Source organism: Kribbella sp. NPDC026611 (assembly GCF_040638345.1).
In the GTDB taxonomy this organism is placed as follows: Bacteria; Actinomycetota; Actinomycetes; order Propionibacteriales; family Kribbellaceae; genus Kribbella.
In genome coordinates, this window is the sequence record NZ_JBEZYC010000003.1 from 590,209 (window position 1) to 611,374 (window position 21,166).

Here is a 21,166-nt window from a genome sequence, read left to right on the forward strand (position 1 = left end):
CCAGAAGATCCCCCCGCCGCCACCTGACACCTGTCCTCTCCGACACTCCACGCCCAGCAGTGGTGATCCCACGCCCCCGCGTCAAACCACCACTCATGCTGTGGTTCCTGATGTCAGCCGACCTCGCCACGGTCATCTGGATGTACACGCTCGGTCCCTGGCTGGACCACGCCTCCAAGTTCACCGCCACCGCGACGCTGGGCGGTCACCACGTCATCCTCCTGATCATCGCCGCGGTCGCCTTCCTCTCCCTAGCCACCGTCGCCGTCCTCTCCGACGGCTTCACCACCCTCGACCGCCGCCTCTCCCTCGCCAAAAACCTAGCCTGCGTAATCTCCGTCATCGCCCTAACCGGCTTCGTAGCCCTCATCCTCGGCGCCCTCCTGAGCCGCGTCCTCTTCGGCGCCCTACGCCCGTAACTGACTGCCGCGCCGGCGTGAGTCGTGTGAGAAGGTTCGTTTTCATGGAGATGCCAGGAGTCGGGCCGCTGACGCTCGACGAGGACTTGCACCGCTACTTCAGCGGTCCCGTCACCGCTTCCGTACTTGGCGGCGTAGTCGGTCAGGTCGTCCTCCCCAGCAGCTACGTCGCTGATGACGACAAAGAGGCCGTCCACGCTGCAGTGACGGCCTTCTTGACGAACGATGACAGCGCATTGCACGCCGCTAGTGCTGACGCGTTCGCGTACTACCTCGACACCGTCCGCGAGTCCCGGGAACAAGGCTGGAACGAGCCTCTCCCCGACATCGCCGAACCAGAGCAAGTCTGGGCCTACGTGTCACTCGGTCACGAGTTCCACGTGGAGCGCGACACCGACGGTCAGGTGTACGTCTCCATCGAGTGCGAATGCGCGTGGGAGCCCGAACACGGCCTCCAACTCGTCCTCCGAGCCGGCACCACAATCACCAAGCTCGGCCCGTTCGACAGCCACCTGACCAACACCACCGCCTACGCCCGCGACGACTTCGCCAACGTCATCTACGTCTCAACCTCCATGCTCTGACGTGCTCTGACCCTGCCGCGCCCGTCCACCGTCGCAGGTCACTCCGCCCACTGATATGCGACAGGTCAGAAATCTGTCCGCGTGTCGGAGCAACGCACGGATCTGCCGATGACAGCGCATTCTCATCGGGGTTCCGGTGCTCGGTGGCGCCGGTTATTGGCAAGGCGCTCGGTCGGCGATCAGCCGAGCTCCGTGGCGGTCCATGTGCCGTCAGGGGCATGGCCTACCGCTGTGTAGAGATGTTCGTGGACGCACCACCCGACCAGGCCAAACGACGGTGGGAGCGTGAGCTGGCTATAGCGATCCCGCTCGATTCGTGCGTCCTCGTCGATCGGTTGGTCGACCGGGTGACGGTGCCCCTGTCGCCAAAGGAACAGGCCGCACGGACCGTCCTTGCCCTGCCAGCCGAGGGAGGGCGCACCGCAGATCGGGCAGTCAAGCGGCGGCTGAGGCTCGTATGTGTCGTACATGCCCATAGGCGCATCATCTCGCGACCGGTCATCCGACATGCACGGATTTGCCGCGATCCGTGCGTTTCGGCCGTCGCAGATCACCTGGCGGACGAGCGTCGCGCATCTATCGACGGAGGACACTAGCCAGGCCGAGGCAGCTGACGGACTGACCTCGTAAGAATCAAGGGCGCGCCTCCCGCGGGGCCGGGGCGAGCCCATGCGGCCCGCCGGCCGAACCTCACCCCCCGGAGACGATCCGAGTGGCGCCCATCTCAGAGGCACCGAACAGAGCTCGGCTGATGTGTATGACCGCGCAGGTAGCCCCGTCCCTGGTCGCTCGATCGCACGTCCACCACGACACGCATCAAGTGCGCCTACGGCGTCCCTCCGGGATCGGCAAGCCGACTCTGGCCCGGCGTTTCGGAGATGTCTCGGACCATTGCCTCCCGTGTGTCGACGTCCTGAATCTCCTGCGCTGCCTTCTCCAACCAGTAGGTCCCGCTCGAAGAACACGGCGGTCACGCGACGCAGCTCTTCATGTTCTTTCGTCAGCCGGCGGAGACGCCGATTCAGACTCCAGCGTGTCGTCGTCAGAACGCGCATGGCTTGAAGGTTCCACCGCGACAGCCACACGAAGGCGCGTGCGTTCGACCGGATCAGGAACTCGACGGCCGGGTTGACAACGAGTGTGGCCATGCCGATGTACACGCCCTGTTGGATGACGATGGAACACCCGGATCTGACTTCTTCTCCAGCCAAAGCGCGAAAGCACGCGTGCTCCGCGAAGGCGAAAATGAGGAGTGACACACCCCAGAAGAAGCCCTGGAATCTTTTGGTCCCACGATTCCGGCCCGGCTTCCAGTCGCTGACGATCGTGCGGGCTTCGACCACGATGGCGAGGGCTAGGACTGGCATCGTCTGAGCGCTGATGGTCCAAAGTCTGATGGTGACACCGAGCCAGTATCGACCGCACGGTCTCCGCTTGGCTCTGCGCAGCAAGGAAGCAACCAGCCGTTTTGGGCTGAGTGGTCGGTAACGGCCGCGAAGATCGTCACTGTCACAAGCGAAAGCCAGTCTCGGTGGCGTGCAACGGGCGTGCAACTACGGATGGTCGTTCAAGGGGCGTCACGGTGACTGGCGGTTGTGTCAGATTGACCGGTTCACGCTCAAGGAGAGGCTGCAATCGGGACGTACTTGAATGTCTGAAGTCGTGTTCAACAGCGAACCTGGCGGCGATTAGCGGGTCGCATCAGTTGTCGTGGGCTCGCGTCCGGGCCATGGCCTCCCCAACCGCGTCGCCGTCGGCCGATCGGGAGCGCCGTGGGTGCCTGGCGTTAATCTGGAGCGGTGTCACTCCCGCCACCTGCTCGCGAGCGGCTTGCTGCCAACCTCCGCGCTGCGATAGAGCAGCAGTGGACCCTGCGAGAATCACACACGATTCCGGTCAATCGTCAATCATGGTCAGCTCACTCGGCCTCATTGAAGGGTTCAATTCTAGGTTTCATCGGGCAGATTCTGCGCTGGCCAGGGGATGCCGCGCCGTATGCAGCACAGCGAGACTGGATCGAGGGCGTTCTATTGCAACGTGGGGACGTGCTGTCGCGCCTGCTCTCGCTGCAACCCTTCGAACCCTTCAAGGAGGAGGATGCGAGCGCCATCCTTGAAGGTATGCAGATCTGTCTCAAGGACGCGATGGCAGCTGTCATGCGTTCGGGTCAGGTAGTAGCCGGAGAGAATGTAGCTCCCGACGGGATACGGATCCTGCGGGAGATCGGTGCGGCCTGGACTGTTGACGCAGGATATGAGTACGACAAGGCGGTTCAGGTTGCTTTCGGAATGGATTCTCCTCCGCTCGATCAGCTGGGTGACTTCAGACCTTCCTTGGTTTTCCAATTCTATGGATACCGCAACTCCCTCCTGCTTCAGCGTCTATTTTCCCATCTGGCCTCGCTGGGGGTGCCGCCAGTGACTGATGTGCTGGCGTGCGTTTGGATCGTTGGATCCGTGGTAAACGCGCATGATCAGGTGATGGCCTACGCTTCGATGGATTCAATGATTATTCGATTCCTGGAATCACCGAAGTCTATTGCGGAGCAGGTCCTAGAGCATCTTGAGAGTCGAGCGAGGGCGCTCCGGCATACTCATCTCCGAGTCTTGCGGGCCCTCTATTCAATCGAGAATGAAGAAGATCGAGAGGTTCGTGCTCTAGGGCTGGCTGAAGTCTATAAGCGTTTGGTCGAAGGTCCTGTACGACAGTATGGATGGGCGATGCGATGTCTACGTGAGCAGACCTGGTCTGAGCCGCCGACCACATCGCCGTTGCGTGAAGCGATGATCGCGCAGGGAGGCTGGATCGCGCAAACGGCTGAGATTCTCTTGCTGCCACAGCTACGCAACAGTGAGGCGCACGAAACGCTGGAATGGGATGGCTACCGTGGCGTTCTCGTGGCGGAAGGCGAGGATGTCGATCCCGCGCGTGTGGCATTTGCGACGGCTGAGGCTAGCTCGTTTGCGTTGGGATGTGAGGCCGGACTGACTTGTTATCGAGCGCTTGACCTCGTGGCTTCTGCTGAACCGCCCGGTGTAGATGACAAGCGGAGGATGCCGGCCTGGCTTCGGGCAGAAGCATTCTTCGGCACCAACCGCCTGGAGATCATGAAAGCGTCCTTCAATGCGGCCACCGCGACAATTGAGATTGCGAAGCTGGAAAATGCAGACATCAACCCGTGTTTCCAGGCCCTGCTTCTGGCCCGGCGGGTACTTCCTGAGGTCCGGATCTTCGAGGTAGCTGTTGTCGGTGCGATCCAGCCCATGATCTCGCTGAGTGCTAGCGACTTAGATCGAGGTATGCCTGTGTGGGATCGGGCAATCGGAAGGCTAAGTTCCATACCGTTGTCGACCTTCCTGCCGATCAACCTCGCGGCTCGGCTGGCTCGGGAGAGCATGATAAAGGCCGTCCGAGCGGTGTCCTGGATCGTTATTGACGACGCTCTCGGTGCGCTGGACGGAAGTCCCCCGCGGTGGACCCCCGCGGTTCAAGAGTTGGTCAACGTGCGGATCGAGCTAGCGGTGTTCGCGTTGGAGGTCTGTGTCGACTCGGTTCCTGTCGAATCTCGGGTAAGAATCAATGTGACTCTCGCCGCTCTTCGCGAATTGCGCGACGATCTGGCACAGCTCGGCGCACATGCGCAGCCTGAGCTGATCGACTCGCTCGGTTCTGTCGGTCGGCTGCGGCACTTCTGGGATACCTGGGGACCAGTCGAGCGGTTGCCAGGCATCACCCCTGACAAGCGAGGTCAGAGCGATGTCGACCGCCAGCCTCAACTCATTGAGCCGCCCGACGACATGCGATGGCGCACTTTGTAGCTAGTCGCAAACATACGAGACGTGAACACGCCATCGTTCGTATGGCATCACCGACAAACGGCCCTAGGTGGTGCTCCTCCCGCGGTAGCTCGACGCGCTTCACGACGTCTCCAAGATCGCCTCTCCGATGCGCTGTGCCTGGAGTGGCGGCACAGCGTTGCCAACTCGTCGTCCCCTGGACGTGATCCCACCAGCGAACTGGAAGGATCGGGGGGGAGGTTTGGACGCATACCGCTTCGCGGACGCTGATTGCCCGCGCATGCGTTGGGTGCCCGTACCGACCGTTCGAATAGCTAAGGGCAGCGGGTTGTCATGGCCGAAGCTGGCCTGTCGCAAACGAGTCGCCCGTACACGTTGGAGTGGCCGCGATGCCCGTGGTGGCAGTCGAGCAGCAGATCTTCACTCCAGCTCTCGTGTCCCTTCGCCTCGGCGGTTGCCAGGATGCGGCGACGGTTCAGTTCCGACAGTTGCATTGCCAAGTGGTCATCGTCGTCAGGATCTCTCTCCAGATCCGCGATCCAATCGCGGACTGTCGCGGGCTCCATCAGGCCCGGGCCGTGAGTCGGTCGCGGGAGAGGAGCTACGCCATGTCTCGGAGCCCGTGCTGGCGCTCTACCTCGGTCGCGTCGCGGTGAGGTGCTGGGGCTGAAGTGGGAAGACATCGACTGGGCAGAGACACGGTGCAGATCCGGCGCACCCTTCAGCGCGTTGACGGTGCCCTGCAAGCCGTGACGCCGAAGACCAACCGGTCCCGTCGTACTGTGCCGCTGATCGGGGTCTGTGTCGAAGCTCTCAGGAGTCACACGCGCCGGCAGGCGATGGAACAGCTGCTGGCGGGGGAGAAGTGGGTGGACACCGGTTACCTGTTCACGACCGAGATCGGTACGGCGATCGAGCCTGACAATCTGCGCCGTATCCGGTACCCGCTGCGGGATGCAGCCGGGCTCGGGGAGATGCGTCTCCACGATCTGCGGCACTTCTGTGTGACGTTGCTCCTGCGGCTCGGTGTACCGCGGCACATCGTCCAAGCGATCGTCGGGCACGCGACATTCACATCACGATGACGATCTACGCGCACGCATCTCTGGATGACCAACGGAAGGCGCTCGAGCAGCTTGCAGATGCGGTCGCAGGGTAGGCATTGCGCTATTCGCGGGCCGCAGGAGCACCAGCCGCTCAACGCTCAATATTGCAGACTTCGCATACTTATTGAGTAAGAGAGCACGCAGCGGCGCGCGGGGTGGTGGGCGGCTTACGCGCCGTCCTCACCCGGCGCTCGCTACCTATTGCACCCTGATCGATGCGCCCGTACGTTGCGGTTATGAGCAGGCTTGCGCGGGTGATCGTCGCTTTCCTCATCGTCCTAGCCGCGCTGACCAACCTGATCTTCGCGAGTCGCGTCTTCTCCGATGAGACTCAGACTGCGACGGTCATCTGGGCAAGGACGGCGGGCCTGACTCTGAGCGTTGTCGCGATCGGCGCAGGCTTCTACTACCTATGGCTTCAACGTGCGTCTGCCCAAGGCCGCCGCGAGAAGCTGCAACTGCCCGAGCGGCCTAGTTCCCGCACCCGCAGCAGCGACGAGCTGTAGGCCGCGATCATGCGCATAGCCGGATCGTCCTCTGCGAGAGCGGCGCGCGAGAGAATCAGGGCTTTGGAGGCCGAGCTCGATAGGAGTAGAGCAGAAGCGGCCCAGCGCGATACGGATAGCGAGCGTAAGAAGGTCAAGTCGCAGAACAAGTGGGCGCTGGCTATGGCGCTGATCGGGGTGGTGGGCGGGGGGTTTTTCACGATCACCTCCACTCTTTTGGACAAACTGCCCGGACTGCACGAGGGGAGTTCACAATCGGTCTGTGGGTCGGCCTACGCCAACGTCAGCCAGGCGGTGCGCGAAGGGATTCGGAAGCAGGTGTTGCTTGAGCGCATCAACTCCGACGATGTCGACAGCCAATGCGGCGAAGAGTCCGTCATCCTGGCGGAAATTCTTGACGCGCCGCGCCGACTGGAGGTGGCGAGTTCACAATCGGTGTGTGCGTCGGCCTACGCCAACGTCAGCCAGGCGGTGCGCGAAGGGATTCGGAAGCAGGTGTTGCTTGAGCGCATTAACCCCGACGATGTCGACAGCCAATGCGGCAAAGAGTCCGTCATCCTGGCGGACATCATCGACGGCGACCGGTAGCAGTCGGCAATCGAGCCGGACAACGTGCGACGGATCTGGTATCCGCCGCGAGAAGCGGCCCGGCTGGAGGAGATTGCGCCCGCACGATCTGCAGCTTTGTGTGTGACCTTGCACCTCCGGCTCGGAGGTGCCTCCGCACATCGTGCAGGCGATCGTCCGGCGGGCGGACATTCATATGGCGATAACGATCTACCAGCAGGCGTCCCTTGAGGACCAGCGGAAGGCGCTGGAGCAGCTCGCGGAGGTGGTCGCCGGGTAGGCGTTGCGGTACTGGTTGCGGTAATCGCGGGAGGTTCGGCGGATCTCGGACCGAGATCCACGCTCAAGAAAGGGTGGTCAGGGGCGGTCTCGAACCGCCGACCTTCCGCTTTTCAGTTCGACTGTGCTACGTGCGGGGATTGGCAGCACCGTGGCAGAAGGCGGCTGCGCGGGGTACTCGGGTCGTCGCTGACGCCTGGTGTTGCTGGACTTGTCGCTGGACTGCCCGGAGCTGGCGGCTACGCCTGAGACAGATGGCGAGCTGGCGGGAATGTCTCGATCACCCATTGGTCGGCATCCAGTTCACGGCGGGCACGAACATGGCCAGGTACTCCCCAGGGCTCGCGGACGGAAGATGTGAGTTCGCGAAGACTTGCGGCTGTCCGCTTGACGGCTCTGGACTCGGGCTTCTTCGGCGTTGCGGTGATGAAGGCATTTGGTGTCAGGCTAAGTATCCGCTGGATATCAGTTGGCGCGGGTCGCGGTGTCACGCCTGCCCTAAATGGAGCCAACACAGCGACTGCTTCGGGCTCCAACAGCTTCGTCCAGACGTCATCATGGTGCGCGTTCGGCGCACCGTGATGAGGCACCTTGAATAGAGATGCCGGGATCTGTGGCGTAAATTCAGCAAGGACAGCCTGCCAGCCGCATCCCTTGGGGCCTCTCAGAAGGTCAGCGCCCAGGAGGATCGCATGGTTCGCAACCTCAACCCATAATGCGACCGCCATTTCGTTCGGGTCGCCGGAGGACAACTTATAGCGACTGTCGGGCTTCGCGAGCCCTGCCGCGAGCAGTCGCTGTGAGCGGCGGACGGCCTTATCGGATGGTGATAGCGCACATACCCTCGCTGACGACGATTCGCTGCTGCCTTGCCGGGTCCAAAGGTCGCGACGAGACATTGCCAATAGTCCGTCCCTGTCGCGTCGGTCGACTTCATCAAGGATCTGTTCATACTCCGCACGAATCTTCGCTCGCATGTGCGGTTGTATGCTGAGGTCAACTTCGAATTGTGCGAAGAACTCTTCGGTCGTGGCCGCAACTGATGACACGAACTGTGCAGACTTGGCCTGTGCGAACACTGAAGCCAGACCTGTAATATGATCGTCATGAGCATGCGTTCCGATTACAAGAATGACCTGCGTAGCAATGTCTACGCCAATGCCTCTAAGGTAATCAAGAACGGGATGCGTTCCGTCGCTTTGATTTAGGCATGAATCCACAACGATCCACTCATTTGCACCCAAGTGGAGCAGTATGGATTCGCCACGCCCGGGGCCAAAGACTGACACCTCGATCTCATTGTTCTGCGGCGCCCCTGCAGCGAGTGGATCACTTGAAGTTTTTGGCAACGCTCCGAGCCCTATCGCGTGCGCGCTGCTGGATGTTTTCAAGTTCGTCCTCAGTCCACACGCCCAGTCGTCGGAGGCGTATGGCCGATGTTGTGTCAGTCAAGCCGCGGGCGGGCTTGACTGTCCTAACGGTCACGTACACCACGTCGCCCGCTTCCACGGTCTCGGGCGCGACCTTCGAGATATTGAAGTCTGCGTGAACGACAGGGCCGCCCGTGTCCCCCAGTGGGGTCAGTTCCGCGGTGAAGTACTCGCCTTCAACGGATATCACTCGACCCTCCCACTTCTGCATTCCAGTTACTCGCACCTCTGCGGCAGATGGTGGCACGCTGACGGTGCGGCTTGATCGCTCTATAGCGAACCGAGTCTTCCGCTCTACATCGAAACCGGCATCAGTGATGGTTGTGCCGGCGCCTCGTGTGCTCGGGGACGGCGCCATGGTGGAAGACGACAATTGCTCGTTCCCGCGAGACGTGATCAGGAGTCGATCGAATGCTGATCTGTCCTCCGTTGCCGTCGGCAAGACGCGATCGGAGAATACTCGGGTCTCGTCCCGAATTACGGTCATTCCTTCTCCCCCATCTTGAAAACATGGTTTGCAAGATCGTTGGCGCGAGTCAGTGACGACTCGAAATTTTCGAGCAGAATCTCCGTTGCGATCGAAATCTTTTCTTGCGTTGCCTCGACCACAGCATTCGGCCGAAAGTCCGGCATATCTTCACGCTTTGTAGGCTGACTTTCGACCCGATCCAGTTCGTAATGATCGTTGTACGCAATCGAAACGCCCTGATCTGGCGTGGGACCGATGACTACAGCGATTCGACCAGAATAAAGATCTGGGCGGACTCCCCATAAGGTTAGCTCAGCCATTCCGGGCAGCTTCAGGACATCTTCCCATGGCTCTTTAGGGATCAGCTTATCGCCAAGCGAGTGCCATCGATCCGGGGATGATATTTGAATAGTCATGGATCTGTTGATGCCCAAAGCGGCGATAGGAGTTTGATCGAGTATGCGGAGGACCCCGACCATGGCATCTCGAACTCGTTCAAATTCGGCGTCGTCTGTTGTGCTGAACTGGAGGGTGTCCGGGCTTATGAAGCAATCCAGCCACATGCAGCGAAACTTGGCGACATCTGCCGAAATGATTTCGACCTCGGCGGCTTCATACTCCACTGGACCGATGAGTTCCTGCTTCCACATCCACGCAGGGGAGAAGATCGCAGCCTTGAAGTGCCCCTTGACTACGATGGCGAGATTCTCGCTGCTCAGCGGCACACTCGGCACGTGTCTCCACTCCGATCGCGAACGGCAGCGAGCATCTGCTCAGGACCAAACATGATGCCACCCTGACATGATCTGACAATAGGTCGTCTCGGGATCGCGGCGTCGCCGGTGATCTTTGAGCTCGCTCATGAGTCGAGCCGAGCTTCGAGCTGGCTGAGGATTGGTTCCCACCGGAAGGTCTCTGCGACCTGCTCCCCCGTCCCGGGTTCGACTGGCGCAAGCGAGGTGGACGAGCCGTCGTGAGGATCGGAGATGCCGACGCCTGCGTATCGCAGTACGGCAAGCGACGCCAGCCAGGCAGGGTGGCCGGTCAGGTCAGACTTCGCGAAAGGAACGGCAACCGTCGGTGTGCGCGAGCCTAGGGCGGCACAAAGGATGGTCAACGGGTACGTGTGAGCGTTGCCGTTGGCCCAGGCGTTGAGGGTGTTGAAGGTCGCAGGGACGACTGCAACCGCGTCGGGTGATGGGGTGCGCCGCGGCTGGTCCGGGGTGCGGTTGCCGGTGATGACCGGAGCATCTCCTAGGTCCTGGTCTGCGAGCCACGGGAGGGCTGCCTCCGTTGGGATGACATAGGGGTCCCAGCCGTTGGCTCGGGCGGCCTTGACGCCGTCTGCGGCCCGGGAGGCGAGGGGTGCGCCGCAGACGACGATGTAGAGGGTTCGGTTGGTCACGCGAGGACTCCTGCGCGGGTAGCGATAGCGGTCAGGGACGGGCTGGGCTTGCGGGAGCGGCGGAGGAGTTCGCGGACCAGCTCGCGGGCGATGGTGTGGTACTTGATCGACTCGGGAGCTACGCGCTCGGCTGCCTGGAGGTGCAGGATCGCTTCCATGTCGTTCTTGGCTTGGGTTTGCGCCCATGCCAGGTCGATGTGCAGGCGCGAACGGCGGCCTTGGAGTCCGGCCGGCATAGCGTCCAGGTCGATTTCCGTAGCGACCCGCAGGACGTTGGACGGCTCCCCGAACTCGGCTGCGACAGAGGCGCGATGGATGAGGACGTTGGTGGGCCCAAACGCGGTCCACCAGTGGTTGCCATCGTGCGCCAGGAGGTCCCCGAGCTGCCCGGCAGTCGTGAGCCGTTCGGTTGCCGTCGCGCGGTCTGAACGGCGCGCAGCGATGACCGAGGAGATGAGCCACAGGGAACCGGCGAGTGACACCGCGTCAGGCGCGTCGGAGCCGGTCATCGACATGAGACCTTCGGCCGATCGGACCGCGATCCGTTCCGCGTCGTCGGTGCGCTCGCTGCGGAGCAGAGCACAGACGACCTGGTACGCCGCGAGACCCTGTGCTGCCTTGGATTCGGCGGCCATGGCTGCATGGGTGGCGCGGTCGGCGGCGAGCCAGCCGAGCTGATGCTCACCGACCTTCGTAAGGAGCTTGGCGGCAGCCGAGTAGACCGAGCATCGCGCTAGGTGGGTCTCCCTGCCGTCGCGGCCTTGGTAGCCGTCGTACGCGTCGGCCGCGCGGATGAGGCCCGGGAGCATCGTCGTGGCCGTGTGGTAGTTGGCTGCCTGGTAAGCCTGGTGGACCTGCACAGCGCCGTTACGGAGCTGGGGGAGAGGCCATGGACTTGCTGGCTCACCCAGGAGATGGTGGTAGCTCGCCAGTTGGCTTCGGACGGCGTCGACGGCCTTGACGTGCTCCGGTGCGTCCGGTGCGAGGACCCACTCCCGGCCGATGAGGTCGGTCACGTCGATGCGCAGAACGGTAGCTAGGTCGTTCAGGGTGGACAGTCGATCGACACCACGAATGCCGCGCTCGACCTGCGACAGCCAGGAGCGCGACATTCCGATGAGTCCCGCCAGGGCGTCTTGCGACATACCGCGTCGCTTGCGGTACGCCCCGATGCGCTCACCTACGTGCATCTGTACTTCCCCTCGGTTGATGTGGTCCCTCTAGTGAACCGGCTGTCAGCCCGAACAATGCGCAGAAAAGTGCGCAGCGTGCGGAGTGCACATCAATCGCTCGTTTCGCCTTGACGCTGGAGGCATGAACGAGCCGATCACTCAGGAGCTCACCCGCTTCGGCCCCGGTGCCGCTGGCGGGACGCCTTCTGCGCGGGCAACTCTGCGGATGTACGCCGCTGTGAACGGCGACAGTCGCTCGACCTCAGTAGGCGGCACACCGCCACGGAGCGCCGCAAGGACGGCCGCCAGCATCTCAGCCCGGGATTGCTCGTGGGCCGCCTCGGTCCCGCGATACCGGAGCGTCGCCGACTTCAACTCGTCGCGTAGATCAGTCACCCATCCAGGGTATCGCACCTCGCTTGCGCAACCATCTGTCAAGCGCTACTGTGGTGCGCACCATAGTTTCGCTTCATGTTCTGGTCAGGCCCGACAGAGCGACGCCCCGGCGGGTGCAACCGCCGAGGCGTCAGGGCCGGTCCAGTCCCTTCACGAACAGGAGCACAACCCAATGAGCATCATCCACCTGTCGGCTGTCGCTAGCCAGGAACCATCGGCAGCTGACCTGGCCGTTATCGAGCAGGAATGGCCGCTGATCGAGGCCGAGCTGGACCTGTTGAACGCCGAGATTTCGGTGTTCAACGCCGGCGCTGCGATGTCGGCGCTCGATCGACGCCGGGTCCGGCGCGCCGAGCGCCGCGTCATGACCGTTAAGCGCAGGCTTGCCTGCCTCGCTGGTGCCCCGACGTCGCCGTGTGGCTGCCACGGCAGCGTGGTGCGGAGCACGCTCCGCAATGGCGGAGAGATGTGCGGCCGGTGCGGATCAACGTGGGATCGCCACGATCGCATCACCACGTTCTACGACTTCGGCGGCACGGAGGACCTCACCGGCGCGGGAGGTGCCGCATGACCGCGCTGATGACGGCCGGTACAGCGGTGCCGGATCTCGTCCAGGTTGACCTGGGCTGGTGGAAGGTCGCGGGCTATGACCTGGTCCAGGTCGTCTCGCCCCGTACGGCGCTGGGGACGGCGTGGATCGTCTGGCGCGGCGATCACGTCTTGCACACCACCGACTCCCTGCCCGACGCGGGCGGCTGGGTCGCTAGCCAGCTCACCGGAGGTGAGACGCCATGAGTACTCCGCTTCGCACGTCGTATCCGGTCCCGGTCGAGGACCTGATCCCGGCCGGACGCCGTCTTGCGGCCGAGCTGGGCGAGGTCCCGTCGCAGAACCGGCTGATGAAGCATCTGCGGGTCGGCAAGGACAAGGCCAAGGCCGTGCACGCCGCGCTGATTGAGGAGCGCGCCGAGGACCGCTCGGAGACGCACCTTCACTCGGTGCCCGACCCGGACGAGACCACCACCGAGACCGACGGTAGTGCTGCGGTTGTCGACGCTGCTGCGGAGGAGTTTCCGCAGGTCACGCAGCCTGCAGACCTGGTCCCGTCGCGCCGTGCGGGCTGGCGGGGCTGGTTCCCGCGGCTAGCCCGGCGCGGGGGCATCTCCCCGGCTTCCGAGGCAACCACGGACGCCGACGCTGAGACCGGGGACGAGATGCGCCCGCTTCGGTCGTGGCCGGTGCTGCTGCTGGCGCTGCCTGCGTTCGTCGCGGTCTGGTCCGGCTGGGTCGGGCTGGGTGAGCTGACCGGGTTCGGGATCGTGCATCCGCTGCCCGGTATCGCGGACGGGTTCACCCTGAACTCTGCGATCACGCTGCCGATCGGTGTCGAGACGTACGCCGCGTTCGCGCTGCGGGTCTGGCTGTCCGGCCGAGTCCCGGTCCGCGCTCGCCGGTTCGCTAAGCGGTCGGCCTTGTCCGCGCTGGCCCTGGGCGCGTTGGGGCAGGTCGCCTACCACCTGCTGGAGGCCGCTGGCGTCACGGCCGCGCCCTGGCCGATCACCACTGTCGTTGCCTGCCTGCCCGTTGCCGTGCTCGGCATGGGCGCCGCGCTGGCCCACCTGATCCACACCCGCGAGAACGGGAGCCACTGACGTGTCCGAGAACCACGCTGAGAACCTGCCCGACCCGATCGACCTGGACGCGCACCGCGCCCGCCGCGACGACGCACCAGAGTCCGCGCAGGGCCCGACCGAATCGGCCGGCGCGCTAGTACCGCTGTCGGCGGGCGAGGTGGAGTCGATGGACACCGCCTACGAGATCGCGCTGGACGGCGACGCCGACGATGACCCGGCGACGGGGAACGTGCTGGTTCCGGTGGATTCGCCGTCGCTGCCGGTGCCGGTGCAGTCGGGGGAGCGGCTGCCGATCGTGCCGGTGCATTTGCGGCCGAAGGCGCTGCCCGCAACGATGCGCCGAGCTGGCGGCCGGGCCGGGCACGTGACGGCGTTCCACGCGGTCCGTTCGCCCTGGTATGCAACGAAGTTCGCCTGGTTCGCCTGTCGCGGCCTGTCGCGGCTGATCGGCAAGCAGATGCGCTGGTGGTGGGTGCCGAACTCGGTCGCGCTGGAGCAGAAGGCGGCCGACGCGGGCGAGCTGAAGGAGTGGGAGAAGATCCACCGCCAGCTCAAGGCCACCCGGTTGTGGCGTGGCGGTGTGCTGGCGTTGCAGAACCTGGGGTTGCTGATCGGGTTGCCGATCGCGTGGAATGCGGCCCCGGCCGCTGGTCTGGTGGCTGTGGGTGCTGCTGCGGTCGCGGGTCTGGCGCACTATGGCCGCCCGGCCGGTCAGACCCTGGTCGGTACGGCGGTGGTCGCGCCCCGGTTCCGCAAGCTGAACTCTGACATCGTGCTCCGGGCGTACTACGCGGCCGGACTCGGCAAGCCCGACAAGGCCGACCAGGAGGTCCGGTTCGGGTCGCCCATGTCGCGGGACGCCCGCAATACCGGGTCTCAGGTGGTTGTGGATCTCCCCTACGGCAAGGGCTGGTCGGACGTGGCTGGTGCGCGGGAGAAGATCGCGTCGGGTCTGGATGTGCACGTGAATCAGGTATTCCTGACGCCGGACAAGTCCAGCTCGCGCCGCCACACGCTGTTCGTGTCCGACCGCGACCCGCTGGCCGTCGCGGTGGGCCGGACGGAGATGCTGGACTGCAAGCCGCGCTCGATCTGGGAACCGGTCAAGCTGGGCAAGGACGAGCGGGACGCGCTGGTGTCGCTGCTGCTGATGTGGAACTCGCTGCTAGTCGGCGCTCAGCCGCGTAAGGGCAAGACATTCTTTGCCCGGCTGGTGGCGTTGTGGGCGTCGCTGGACCCGTACGTGAAGCTCATCGTTGCTGACGGCAAGAACTCCCCGGACTGGCTGGGCTTCAAGAAGGTTGCCCACCGGACCGTGTTCGGCACGCACCCGAACCCGAACGACGACAACCCGGTGGAGCGGCTGCAAGCGATCCTGGACGAGGTGCTGGCGCACATCGACCGGGTGAACTCGATCCTGACGCAGTTGCCGGTGACGATGTGCCCGGACGGCAAGCTGACAAGGGAACTCGCGCGCGACCCGCGCTACCCGGATCTGCGGGTGCTGGTGATGGTGATGGAGGAGTTCCAGGTCTACTTCGAGACCGAGGACCAGGCGGTGAACAAGGAGATCGCGGCCAAGCTGTCGCGGATTCAGGCGGTCGGTCCGTCGGCGGGGGTCGTGCTGATCTCCAGCTCGCAGAAGCCGTCTGGTGTCGGCGCGGGGGACGTGTCCCGGTTGTTCAACCGGTACCGGGACAACCACTCGGCACGGTTCGCGCTCAAGTGCGGCAACCGCACCGTGTCCGAGGCGATCCTGGGCGGCGACGCCTACCAGGAAGGGTTCGACGCCTCCACGCTGCCGGTGGGCGACGAGTACCGGGGCGTGGGCTACCTGTATGGGGTCACGGACAGCACGCCTACCGTGCGTTCGTTCCTGGCTGATGCGGCCGACGCGGACAAGATCCTCACCGCCGCGAGGAAGCACCGCGAGCAGCTCGGCACCCTGACCGGCGAGGCCGCTGGGGAGGAGCTGGAGCGCGCCTCCCGTGACGTGCTGGCCGATCTGCTGGCCGTGATGGGCCCGGACGCCACCGCGCACTGGGACACGGCGGCCGGACGGCTCGCGGACCGGATGCCCGAGCAGTACGAGGGCACCACCCCGGACGCGATCTCCGCACAGGCCCGCGCCCAAGGCGTCCCGAGCGTGAACGTGAAGCGGGACGGCGTGGTCCGCAAGGGCGTCAAGGCCGACGACCTGCGCGCCGCCATGGCCCGCCGCGACAAGACCGACTGACCTCCGAAACATTCTACGGAGCGTCACCAACTCAACTGTGGGTGCGGGACGGGTGAAGTAGCGGCCCCGACGCTACTGGTAGCGGCTGCGCTACCCGTCCCGCTACCCCGCAACCCAAACCTGACCAGGCCGTTCGCTCACCCGTAGCGAGTAGCGGCCACGGCTCCTCACGCCCAAAAACAGCCCGTTGGAGGCTTCCCATGCTGTCCCGCGCCGCTACCGCCACCCTCACCGCCGCTACCCACCGTAGCTACCTGGGTAGCGACCCGTCCGACACTGCCGCTACCCTCACCGCCGCCGTCCACACGGCCGGGCAGGTCGCCACGGTCCTACTGATCGTGACCGCCGCTGCCGCGTTCTACCTGTTCACCTGCCTCGTGTGGCCGTTCGGCAAGTGCCGCCGCTGCAAGGGCGTCGGCAAGTTCAAGTCCCCGTTCGGCAAGGCGTACCGGCGCTGCGGGAAGTGCGACGGCTCCGGTCTGCGGGTCCGGCTCGGACGGCACGTCATCAACCACATGCGCGCCGTTCGCGGTGCCGGACAGAACTCCACCAGCAAGGGCGACAAGTGATGTGCGCCGCGCTGGACAGTCTCAGTCTGCACCCGGCGAAGTCGCAGTGGGTCGAGCTGTGGAACGGCAAGCAGGCTCTCGGCTGGGACTACCACGGGACCCCGGTGTTCCGGTTCCGGTGGGCACCCGCAGGACTCGCCACCCGCCGCCAGCTCCGGGCGATGCGCATGTCTCCGGGCGGACAGGAGCCGTACGCACTGCTGGTCTGGCGCAAGGGCAAGCGCTGGGCGTGGCTGTACCGGCTCGACCTCGCCAAGCCCTCCCGCGTCCCGTCACCCGCCCAGCTCAACGCACTCGACAAGGCCATGACAGCGCGCCGGACCTGCGGACTGTGCGAGCGGATCGAGCCCTACTGCATCCCCACATCGGACGGTCGGTGCCTCACCTGCATCGACGCCGCCAGCTACCCACACGCCGCCTAGCCCACCACCTCGAGGAGGAACCACCGATGAACGACCTGCTGACCGCCGCCCTGGACGCCGCCGAGCGTGGCTGGCCGGTGTTCATGCTCGGTCGCTCCAAGCGCCCCGTTGCCAACTGCGACGACTGCCCACGCGACGCGCACGACCCGGCCACCTGCGGGCACCTGACCTGCCATGGCTTCTACGCCGCCACCACCGACCCCGAACGCATCGCGCAGATCGTCGCTGCCGTCCCGGCCGGACAGCTCGCCGTCCGAACTGGTGCCGTGTCCGGGCTTGTGGTGGTCGACGTCGACCCCGCGCACGGAGGCAACGACAGCCTCGCGGAGTTGGTGGCGCATGAGCTGGTGCCGCGCACGCTGTGGGTTCGCACCGGCTCAGGTGGAGTGCACCTGTACTACCGCCACCCTGGCCGCGAGATCGGCTCGCGTCCGATGCCGGACCGGTCAGGGATTGATGTGAAGGCTGACGGCGGGTACGTCGTTCTCCCGCCGTCGATCCACCACCGCACTCACCAGCCGTACCGGTGGGGCGAGGGACTGTGCGACCCGGTCGAGATGCCCCCCGCGCTGATCGACGCGTGCCTGCCCAGTGCGCCGGCCAACTCCACCACCCACCCGGCCGCGCCGATCCGGATCACGGAAGCGGGGGGCATCTCCCGCCCCGATCGCCTGCTGATCGCTCACCTGGACGCCGTACGGAATGCACCCGAGGGCAAGCGCCGAACGACGCTGTACGGCGCTGCGCGAGGCGTTGCGCGAATGGTCGCGGCCGGTGCGATCACCCACGCCGACGCGATCGCCGTACTCACTGCTGTGGGGCAGCAAGTCGAGCAAACCGCCCGCGACATTCGAGCCGCCATTACCGGTGGCTTCCATGACGAAGGGATCGCCGCATGACCACCGAGAGCATCGACCCGACGCAGCCGATCGACGGTGCCCGGCTGCTGGACGACGTGGCCGCCACCATCGCCCGCTACGTCATCCTGCCCAGCACATCAGCCGCGGTTGCCGTGGTGCTGTGGATCGCCGCCAGCCACGCTGTGAAGGCGTGGAACTGCGCGCCACGGCTGGTGATCCGGGCACCCGAACGACGCTGCGGAAAGTCGCGGCTGCTGGACATGGTGGAAGGGATGTGCCACCGGCCGCTGATGACCGTGAACGCGTCGCCGTCAGCGGTCTACCGCTCAATTGGCATGGCACCGTCCGACCCGCCCACGCTGCTGATCGATGAGGCCGACACGATCTTTGGCCCCAAAGCCGGAGATAACGAAGACCTGCGCGGACTGCTGAACGCCGGTCACCAACGCGGCCGTCCGGCGCTGCGCTACGACGCCGGGACCAAGAACGTGGAGCAGATCCAGACCTTCGCCATGGCAGCGCTCGCGGGCATCGGTGCCATGCCGGACACCATCGAGGACCGCGCCGCCGTCATCCGGATGCGCCGCCGCGCACCCGGTGAGCAGGTCGCACCGTACCGGGTTCGGCGCGACGGCCCGGAGCTGGACGAGCTGCGCCAGCTCCTCAATCAGTGGCTAGCGCCGCAGGTGATCGAGCTGACCAAGGCCGCGCCGGACATGCCGCTCGAAGACCGCGCCGCCGACACCTGGGAGCCGATGATCGCCGTTGCCGACCTCGCAGGCGGGCAGTGGCCACGCGCCGCACGGAAAGCGGCCGTAGCCCTCACCAGCGACCGCGACGCCAGCGACGAAGGATCGACACCGACCCGGCTACTGGCCGACAGCCGCACCGCGTTCCAAGACGCCGACGCACTGCCCACCGCGACCCTGCTCGAACGGCTCCGCAGCGACCCCGAAGCACCCTGGGCAACCATCGGGAAAGCCGGACTTTCAGCAATGCGGATGGGCAACCTGCTGCGGGACTTCGAGATCCACAGCGACACCATCCGGTTCCCCACCGGACAGGCCAAGGGCTACTACCGCAGCGATTTCACCGACGCATGGAACCGCTACTGCCCCGAGCCAAAACCAACCGGGGAGGAAGCCGTACCAGCCGTACCAGCCTCGTTATCGCAGGTCAGCCCCGAGGACCCTTCCGCCACTGGTACGGCTCAAGCCGTACCAACCACCCAAGCCTCATCGACCCTGACCAGGCAAAACGAGGCTGGTACGGCTGGTACGCCTTGGGTCCCCCGAGCTGTTCCCGACCTCTCCGACGACACCCACGCCACCCGAGCGACTGCATGAGCACGGCCGGACAGAACGGAGCCACACGCGACATGACGACGGTTCAGATTGCCGACGCGGAACGGCTGTTGATCACCACGGACGACGCTGCCGCTCGGCTGGGCATTCACCGCTCGACTCTCTACGACCTGATCCGCACTCGGAAACTGAAGACCGTGAAGATCGGCGCTCGCCGGTTGGTGCGGGTCTCGGCTCTGGAAGAAGCAATTCAACTCCTGGAGGAGGAAACCGCAGCATGAAGGCGTCCAACGGTGAAGGGTCGATCTACTACCGCAGTAGCAGGGGACTGTGGGTTGGATCGGCGTACTTGCTAATGGCTGACGGCACCTATCGGCGGAAGGAGGTATCGAGCAAGACGAAGGACGCGGTTGTTCGCAAGCTGCGTGATCTGCAATCGAAGTCGGACAAGGGAATCCCGGCTGAGGCGACGAACTGGCACGTCGACGCCTATCTCACGTACTGGTTGGAGCACATCGTGAAACCCGCGAGGAAGCCGAAGACGCACCAGGGGTACGACGTGGTGGCGCGGGTGCATCTCATTCCGCACCTCGGTCGGAAGAAGCTGCACAAGCTGACCGGGGCCGACGTTCGGCTACTCATGAAGCGCGTTCGGAACACGTGCCTGTGCTGCAAGCACGGATACGACGGACGCCGGGGCGACAAGGCGAAGTGCTGCGCGATCGGCCAGTGCTGCGAGCGATTCCCCTCGGATCGGCTCGTGGAGCAAGTTCACGCCGTCCTGCGGAATGCGTTGCAGGCCGCCGTCCGTGAAGAGGTTTTGCAGCGGAATGTGGCCAAGCTGGTCCAGGTGGAAGGCGCGCAGTACGACACGAATCGGGGAGCGACCGAGGAACAGGCCCGGCTATTGCTGAAGGTGGCAAGGCCGACGCGACTGCATGCGCTGTTCGTGCTGGCGCTGTTCATGGGGCTGCGTCGCGGCGAGCTGCTGGGGCTGAAGTGGGAAGACGTCGACTGGGCGGAGAAGACAGTGACGATTCGCCGCACCTTGCAACGGGTCGATGGGGCGCTGCGAGCTGTGACGCCGAAGACCAAGAAGTCGCGCCGGACGGTGCCGCTGATCGATCTCTGCTTGGACGAGCTGAGAACCCACAAGGCGCTACAAGCAAAGGATCGGTTGGCGGCCGGAGAGAAGTGGGTTGATACCGGCTACATCTTCACGACCGAGATCGGGACGGCGATCGAGCCGGACAACCTGCGGCGGGCGTGGTACCCGCTGCGCGAGGCAGCTGGGCTCGGTGAGATGCGCTTCCACGACCTGCGGCACTCGTGCGTGACCTTGCTGCTACGGCTCAAGGTGCCGCCGCACATCGTCCAGGCGATCGTGGGCCACGCTGACGTACAGGTGACCATGGCGATCTACGCGCACGCATCGCTGGAGGACCAGCGGAAGGCGCTGGACCAGCTCGCGGAGGCGGTCGCCGTGTAGACGTTGCTGGACCTGTTGCTGGACTAGCGGGAGGATCGGCGGTTCTCAGAACGAGAAACCGCAGGTGAGAAGGGTGGTCAGGGGCGGTCTCGAACCGCCGACCTTCCGCTTTTCAGGCGGACGCTCTACCAGCTGAGCTACCTGACCGGGAGAAAGTTCGGCGGCGGTGTTGTGGACACCGCCGCCTTCTCCTGGCGACCCAGACGGGACTCGAACCCGCGACCTCCGCCGTGACAGGGCGGCACGCTAACCAACTGCGCCACTGGGCCAAATGACTCGATGATCCTACAGCATCTTCGAGGTACTTCTTGCACCGGTCTTTCGACCGTATCCCCAACGGGATTCGAACCCGCGTTACCGCCTTGAAAGGGCAGCGTCCTAGGCCACTAGACGATGGGGACTCGGACCCGCGGGAGCCGAAGCTCCAGGGACAGCCGTAAGCATAGAGGAGTTGGGCCGACTGTCCAAAACGAGTTCCGGAGGCCCCTGAAGACGCGGGCGCCGTACGCCGGGAACGGCGTA

Annotated in this window: 23 protein-coding genes and 3 tRNA genes; 17 read left to right on the plus strand and 9 right to left on the minus strand. The window is 64.6% G+C overall.

The window, feature by feature from the left end; translation table 11 throughout:
• The first annotated feature begins 95 nt into the window (after positions 1–95).
• The 7 genes from AB0E69_RS14695 to AB0E69_RS14725 all read left to right on the plus strand — a co-directional run bounded on the left by AB0E69_RS14695 (position 96) and on the right by AB0E69_RS14725 (position 7,259).
• Positions 96–419 carry a hypothetical protein gene (locus AB0E69_RS14695; RefSeq protein WP_360144482.1) on the plus strand — a complete coding sequence of 108 codons (324 nt, stop codon included), beginning with the start codon at positions 96–98 and terminating at the stop codon, positions 417–419.
• Positions 420–463: 44 nt separating this feature from the next.
• Complete coding sequence (locus tag AB0E69_RS14700; protein WP_360144485.1) at positions 464–1,003, plus strand: hypothetical protein; 540 nt, start codon at positions 464–466, stop codon at positions 1,001–1,003.
• 1,799 nt (positions 1,004–2,802) lie between these two features.
• On the plus strand, positions 2,803–4,821 hold the full coding sequence (locus tag AB0E69_RS14705) for a hypothetical protein (protein WP_360144488.1): 2,019 nt from the start codon (positions 2,803–2,805) through the stop codon (positions 4,819–4,821).
• A gap of 728 nt (positions 4,822–5,549) precedes the next feature.
• Positions 5,550–5,885 (plus strand): tyrosine-type recombinase/integrase, encoded by a 336-nt coding sequence (locus AB0E69_RS14710; protein WP_360144490.1) that lies wholly within the window; start codon positions 5,550–5,552, stop codon positions 5,883–5,885.
• 257 nt (positions 5,886–6,142) lie between these two features.
• Positions 6,143–6,412, plus strand: a complete 270-nt coding sequence (locus AB0E69_RS14715; protein ID WP_360144493.1) for a hypothetical protein — start codon at positions 6,143–6,145, stop codon at positions 6,410–6,412.
• Between the two features lie 63 nt (positions 6,413–6,475).
• The gene (locus AB0E69_RS14720; protein WP_360144495.1) at positions 6,476–7,000 is read left to right on the plus strand and encodes a hypothetical protein; all 525 of its coding nucleotides are present in this window, start codon (positions 6,476–6,478) and stop codon (positions 6,998–7,000) included.
• Positions 7,001–7,127: 127 nt separating this feature from the next.
• Entirely contained in the window at positions 7,128–7,259 is a 132-nt protein-coding gene (locus AB0E69_RS14725) for a hypothetical protein (RefSeq protein WP_360144498.1), read from the plus strand.
• Positions 7,260–7,497: 238 nt separating this feature from the next.
• Here AB0E69_RS14725 and AB0E69_RS14730 read toward each other — a convergent pair whose 3' ends face one another.
• The 6 genes from AB0E69_RS14730 to AB0E69_RS14755 all read right to left on the minus strand — a co-directional run bounded on the left by AB0E69_RS14730 (position 7,498) and on the right by AB0E69_RS14755 (position 12,130).
• Entirely contained in the window at positions 7,498–8,502 is a 1,005-nt protein-coding gene (locus AB0E69_RS14730) for a hypothetical protein (RefSeq protein WP_360144501.1), read from the minus strand.
• Positions 8,503–8,587: 85 nt separating this feature from the next.
• The gene (locus AB0E69_RS14735) at positions 8,588–8,899 is read right to left on the minus strand and encodes a hypothetical protein (RefSeq protein WP_360144504.1); all 312 of its coding nucleotides are present in this window, start codon (positions 8,897–8,899) and stop codon (positions 8,588–8,590) included.
• Positions 8,900–9,171: 272 nt separating this feature from the next.
• Positions 9,172–9,891, minus strand: coding sequence for a hypothetical protein (locus tag AB0E69_RS14740; protein WP_360144507.1), 720 nt, complete (start codon positions 9,889–9,891; stop codon positions 9,172–9,174).
• Positions 9,892–10,016: 125 nt separating this feature from the next.
• Positions 10,017–10,562 carry a flavoprotein gene (locus AB0E69_RS14745; protein ID WP_360144510.1) on the minus strand — a complete coding sequence of 182 codons (546 nt, stop codon included), beginning with the start codon at positions 10,560–10,562 and terminating at the stop codon, positions 10,017–10,019.
• Positions 10,559–11,752: a helix-turn-helix domain-containing protein gene (locus tag AB0E69_RS14750; protein ID WP_360144513.1), complete on the minus strand. Its 1,194-nt coding sequence runs from the start codon at positions 11,750–11,752 to the stop codon at positions 10,559–10,561. The genes AB0E69_RS14745 and AB0E69_RS14750 overlap by 4 nt, the downstream gene beginning before the upstream one ends.
• A 141-nt stretch (positions 11,753–11,893) precedes the next feature.
• Positions 11,894–12,130, minus strand: a complete 237-nt coding sequence (locus tag AB0E69_RS14755) for a hypothetical protein (protein ID WP_360144516.1) — start codon at positions 12,128–12,130, stop codon at positions 11,894–11,896.
• Between the two features lie 172 nt (positions 12,131–12,302).
• Between AB0E69_RS14755 and AB0E69_RS14760 the strand changes: the two genes are divergently transcribed.
• The 10 genes from AB0E69_RS14760 to AB0E69_RS14805 all read left to right on the plus strand — a co-directional run bounded on the left by AB0E69_RS14760 (position 12,303) and on the right by AB0E69_RS14805 (position 20,644).
• Entirely contained in the window at positions 12,303–12,701 is a 399-nt protein-coding gene (locus AB0E69_RS14760) for a DUF6284 family protein (RefSeq protein ID WP_360144519.1), read from the plus strand.
• Positions 12,698–12,925 (plus strand): hypothetical protein, encoded by a 228-nt coding sequence (locus tag AB0E69_RS14765; protein ID WP_360144522.1) that lies wholly within the window; start codon positions 12,698–12,700, stop codon positions 12,923–12,925. Before AB0E69_RS14760 ends, AB0E69_RS14765 begins: the two co-directional genes overlap by 4 nt.
• Entirely contained in the window at positions 12,922–13,782 is an 861-nt protein-coding gene (locus tag AB0E69_RS14770) for an ABC transporter permease (RefSeq protein ID WP_360144525.1), read from the plus strand. Before AB0E69_RS14765 ends, AB0E69_RS14770 begins: the two co-directional genes overlap by 4 nt.
• 1 nt (position 13,783) lies before the next feature.
• Positions 13,784–16,000 (plus strand): cell division protein FtsK, encoded by a 2,217-nt coding sequence (locus tag AB0E69_RS14775; protein WP_360144528.1) that lies wholly within the window; start codon positions 13,784–13,786, stop codon positions 15,998–16,000.
• A gap of 200 nt (positions 16,001–16,200) precedes the next feature.
• Positions 16,201–16,569 carry a hypothetical protein gene (locus AB0E69_RS14780; protein WP_360144531.1) on the plus strand — a complete coding sequence of 123 codons (369 nt, stop codon included), beginning with the start codon at positions 16,201–16,203 and terminating at the stop codon, positions 16,567–16,569.
• Complete coding sequence (locus AB0E69_RS14785) at positions 16,569–16,991, plus strand: RRQRL motif-containing zinc-binding protein (RefSeq protein WP_360144534.1); 423 nt, start codon at positions 16,569–16,571, stop codon at positions 16,989–16,991. Before AB0E69_RS14780 ends, AB0E69_RS14785 begins: the two co-directional genes overlap by 1 nt.
• Before the next feature lie 26 nt (positions 16,992–17,017).
• A complete protein-coding gene (locus tag AB0E69_RS14790; RefSeq protein ID WP_360144537.1) occupies positions 17,018–17,890 on the plus strand; it encodes a bifunctional DNA primase/polymerase in 873 nt (290 codons plus the stop codon).
• Positions 17,887–19,197 carry a DUF3631 domain-containing protein gene (locus AB0E69_RS14795; RefSeq protein WP_360144540.1) on the plus strand — a complete coding sequence of 437 codons (1,311 nt, stop codon included), beginning with the start codon at positions 17,887–17,889 and terminating at the stop codon, positions 19,195–19,197. The genes AB0E69_RS14790 and AB0E69_RS14795 overlap by 4 nt, the downstream gene beginning before the upstream one ends.
• Positions 19,194–19,436 carry a helix-turn-helix domain-containing protein gene (locus AB0E69_RS14800; protein ID WP_360144543.1) on the plus strand — a complete coding sequence of 81 codons (243 nt, stop codon included), beginning with the start codon at positions 19,194–19,196 and terminating at the stop codon, positions 19,434–19,436. The genes AB0E69_RS14795 and AB0E69_RS14800 overlap by 4 nt, the downstream gene beginning before the upstream one ends.
• Positions 19,433–20,644 carry a tyrosine-type recombinase/integrase gene (locus AB0E69_RS14805; RefSeq protein ID WP_360144546.1) on the plus strand — a complete coding sequence of 404 codons (1,212 nt, stop codon included), beginning with the start codon at positions 19,433–19,435 and terminating at the stop codon, positions 20,642–20,644. The genes AB0E69_RS14800 and AB0E69_RS14805 overlap by 4 nt, the downstream gene beginning before the upstream one ends.
• A 74-nt stretch (positions 20,645–20,718) precedes the next feature.
• Here the strand turns inward: AB0E69_RS14805 and AB0E69_RS14810 are convergent.
• The 3 genes from AB0E69_RS14810 to AB0E69_RS14820 all read right to left on the minus strand — a co-directional run bounded on the left by AB0E69_RS14810 (position 20,719) and on the right by AB0E69_RS14820 (position 21,045).
• Positions 20,719–20,791 (minus strand) — tRNA-Phe (locus AB0E69_RS14810).
• Positions 20,792–20,836: 45 nt separating this feature from the next.
• Positions 20,837–20,913 (minus strand) — tRNA-Asp (locus AB0E69_RS14815).
• Between the two features lie 59 nt (positions 20,914–20,972).
• A tRNA-Glu gene (locus tag AB0E69_RS14820) sits at positions 20,973–21,045 on the minus strand.
• Positions 21,046–21,166 lie beyond the last annotated feature (121 nt).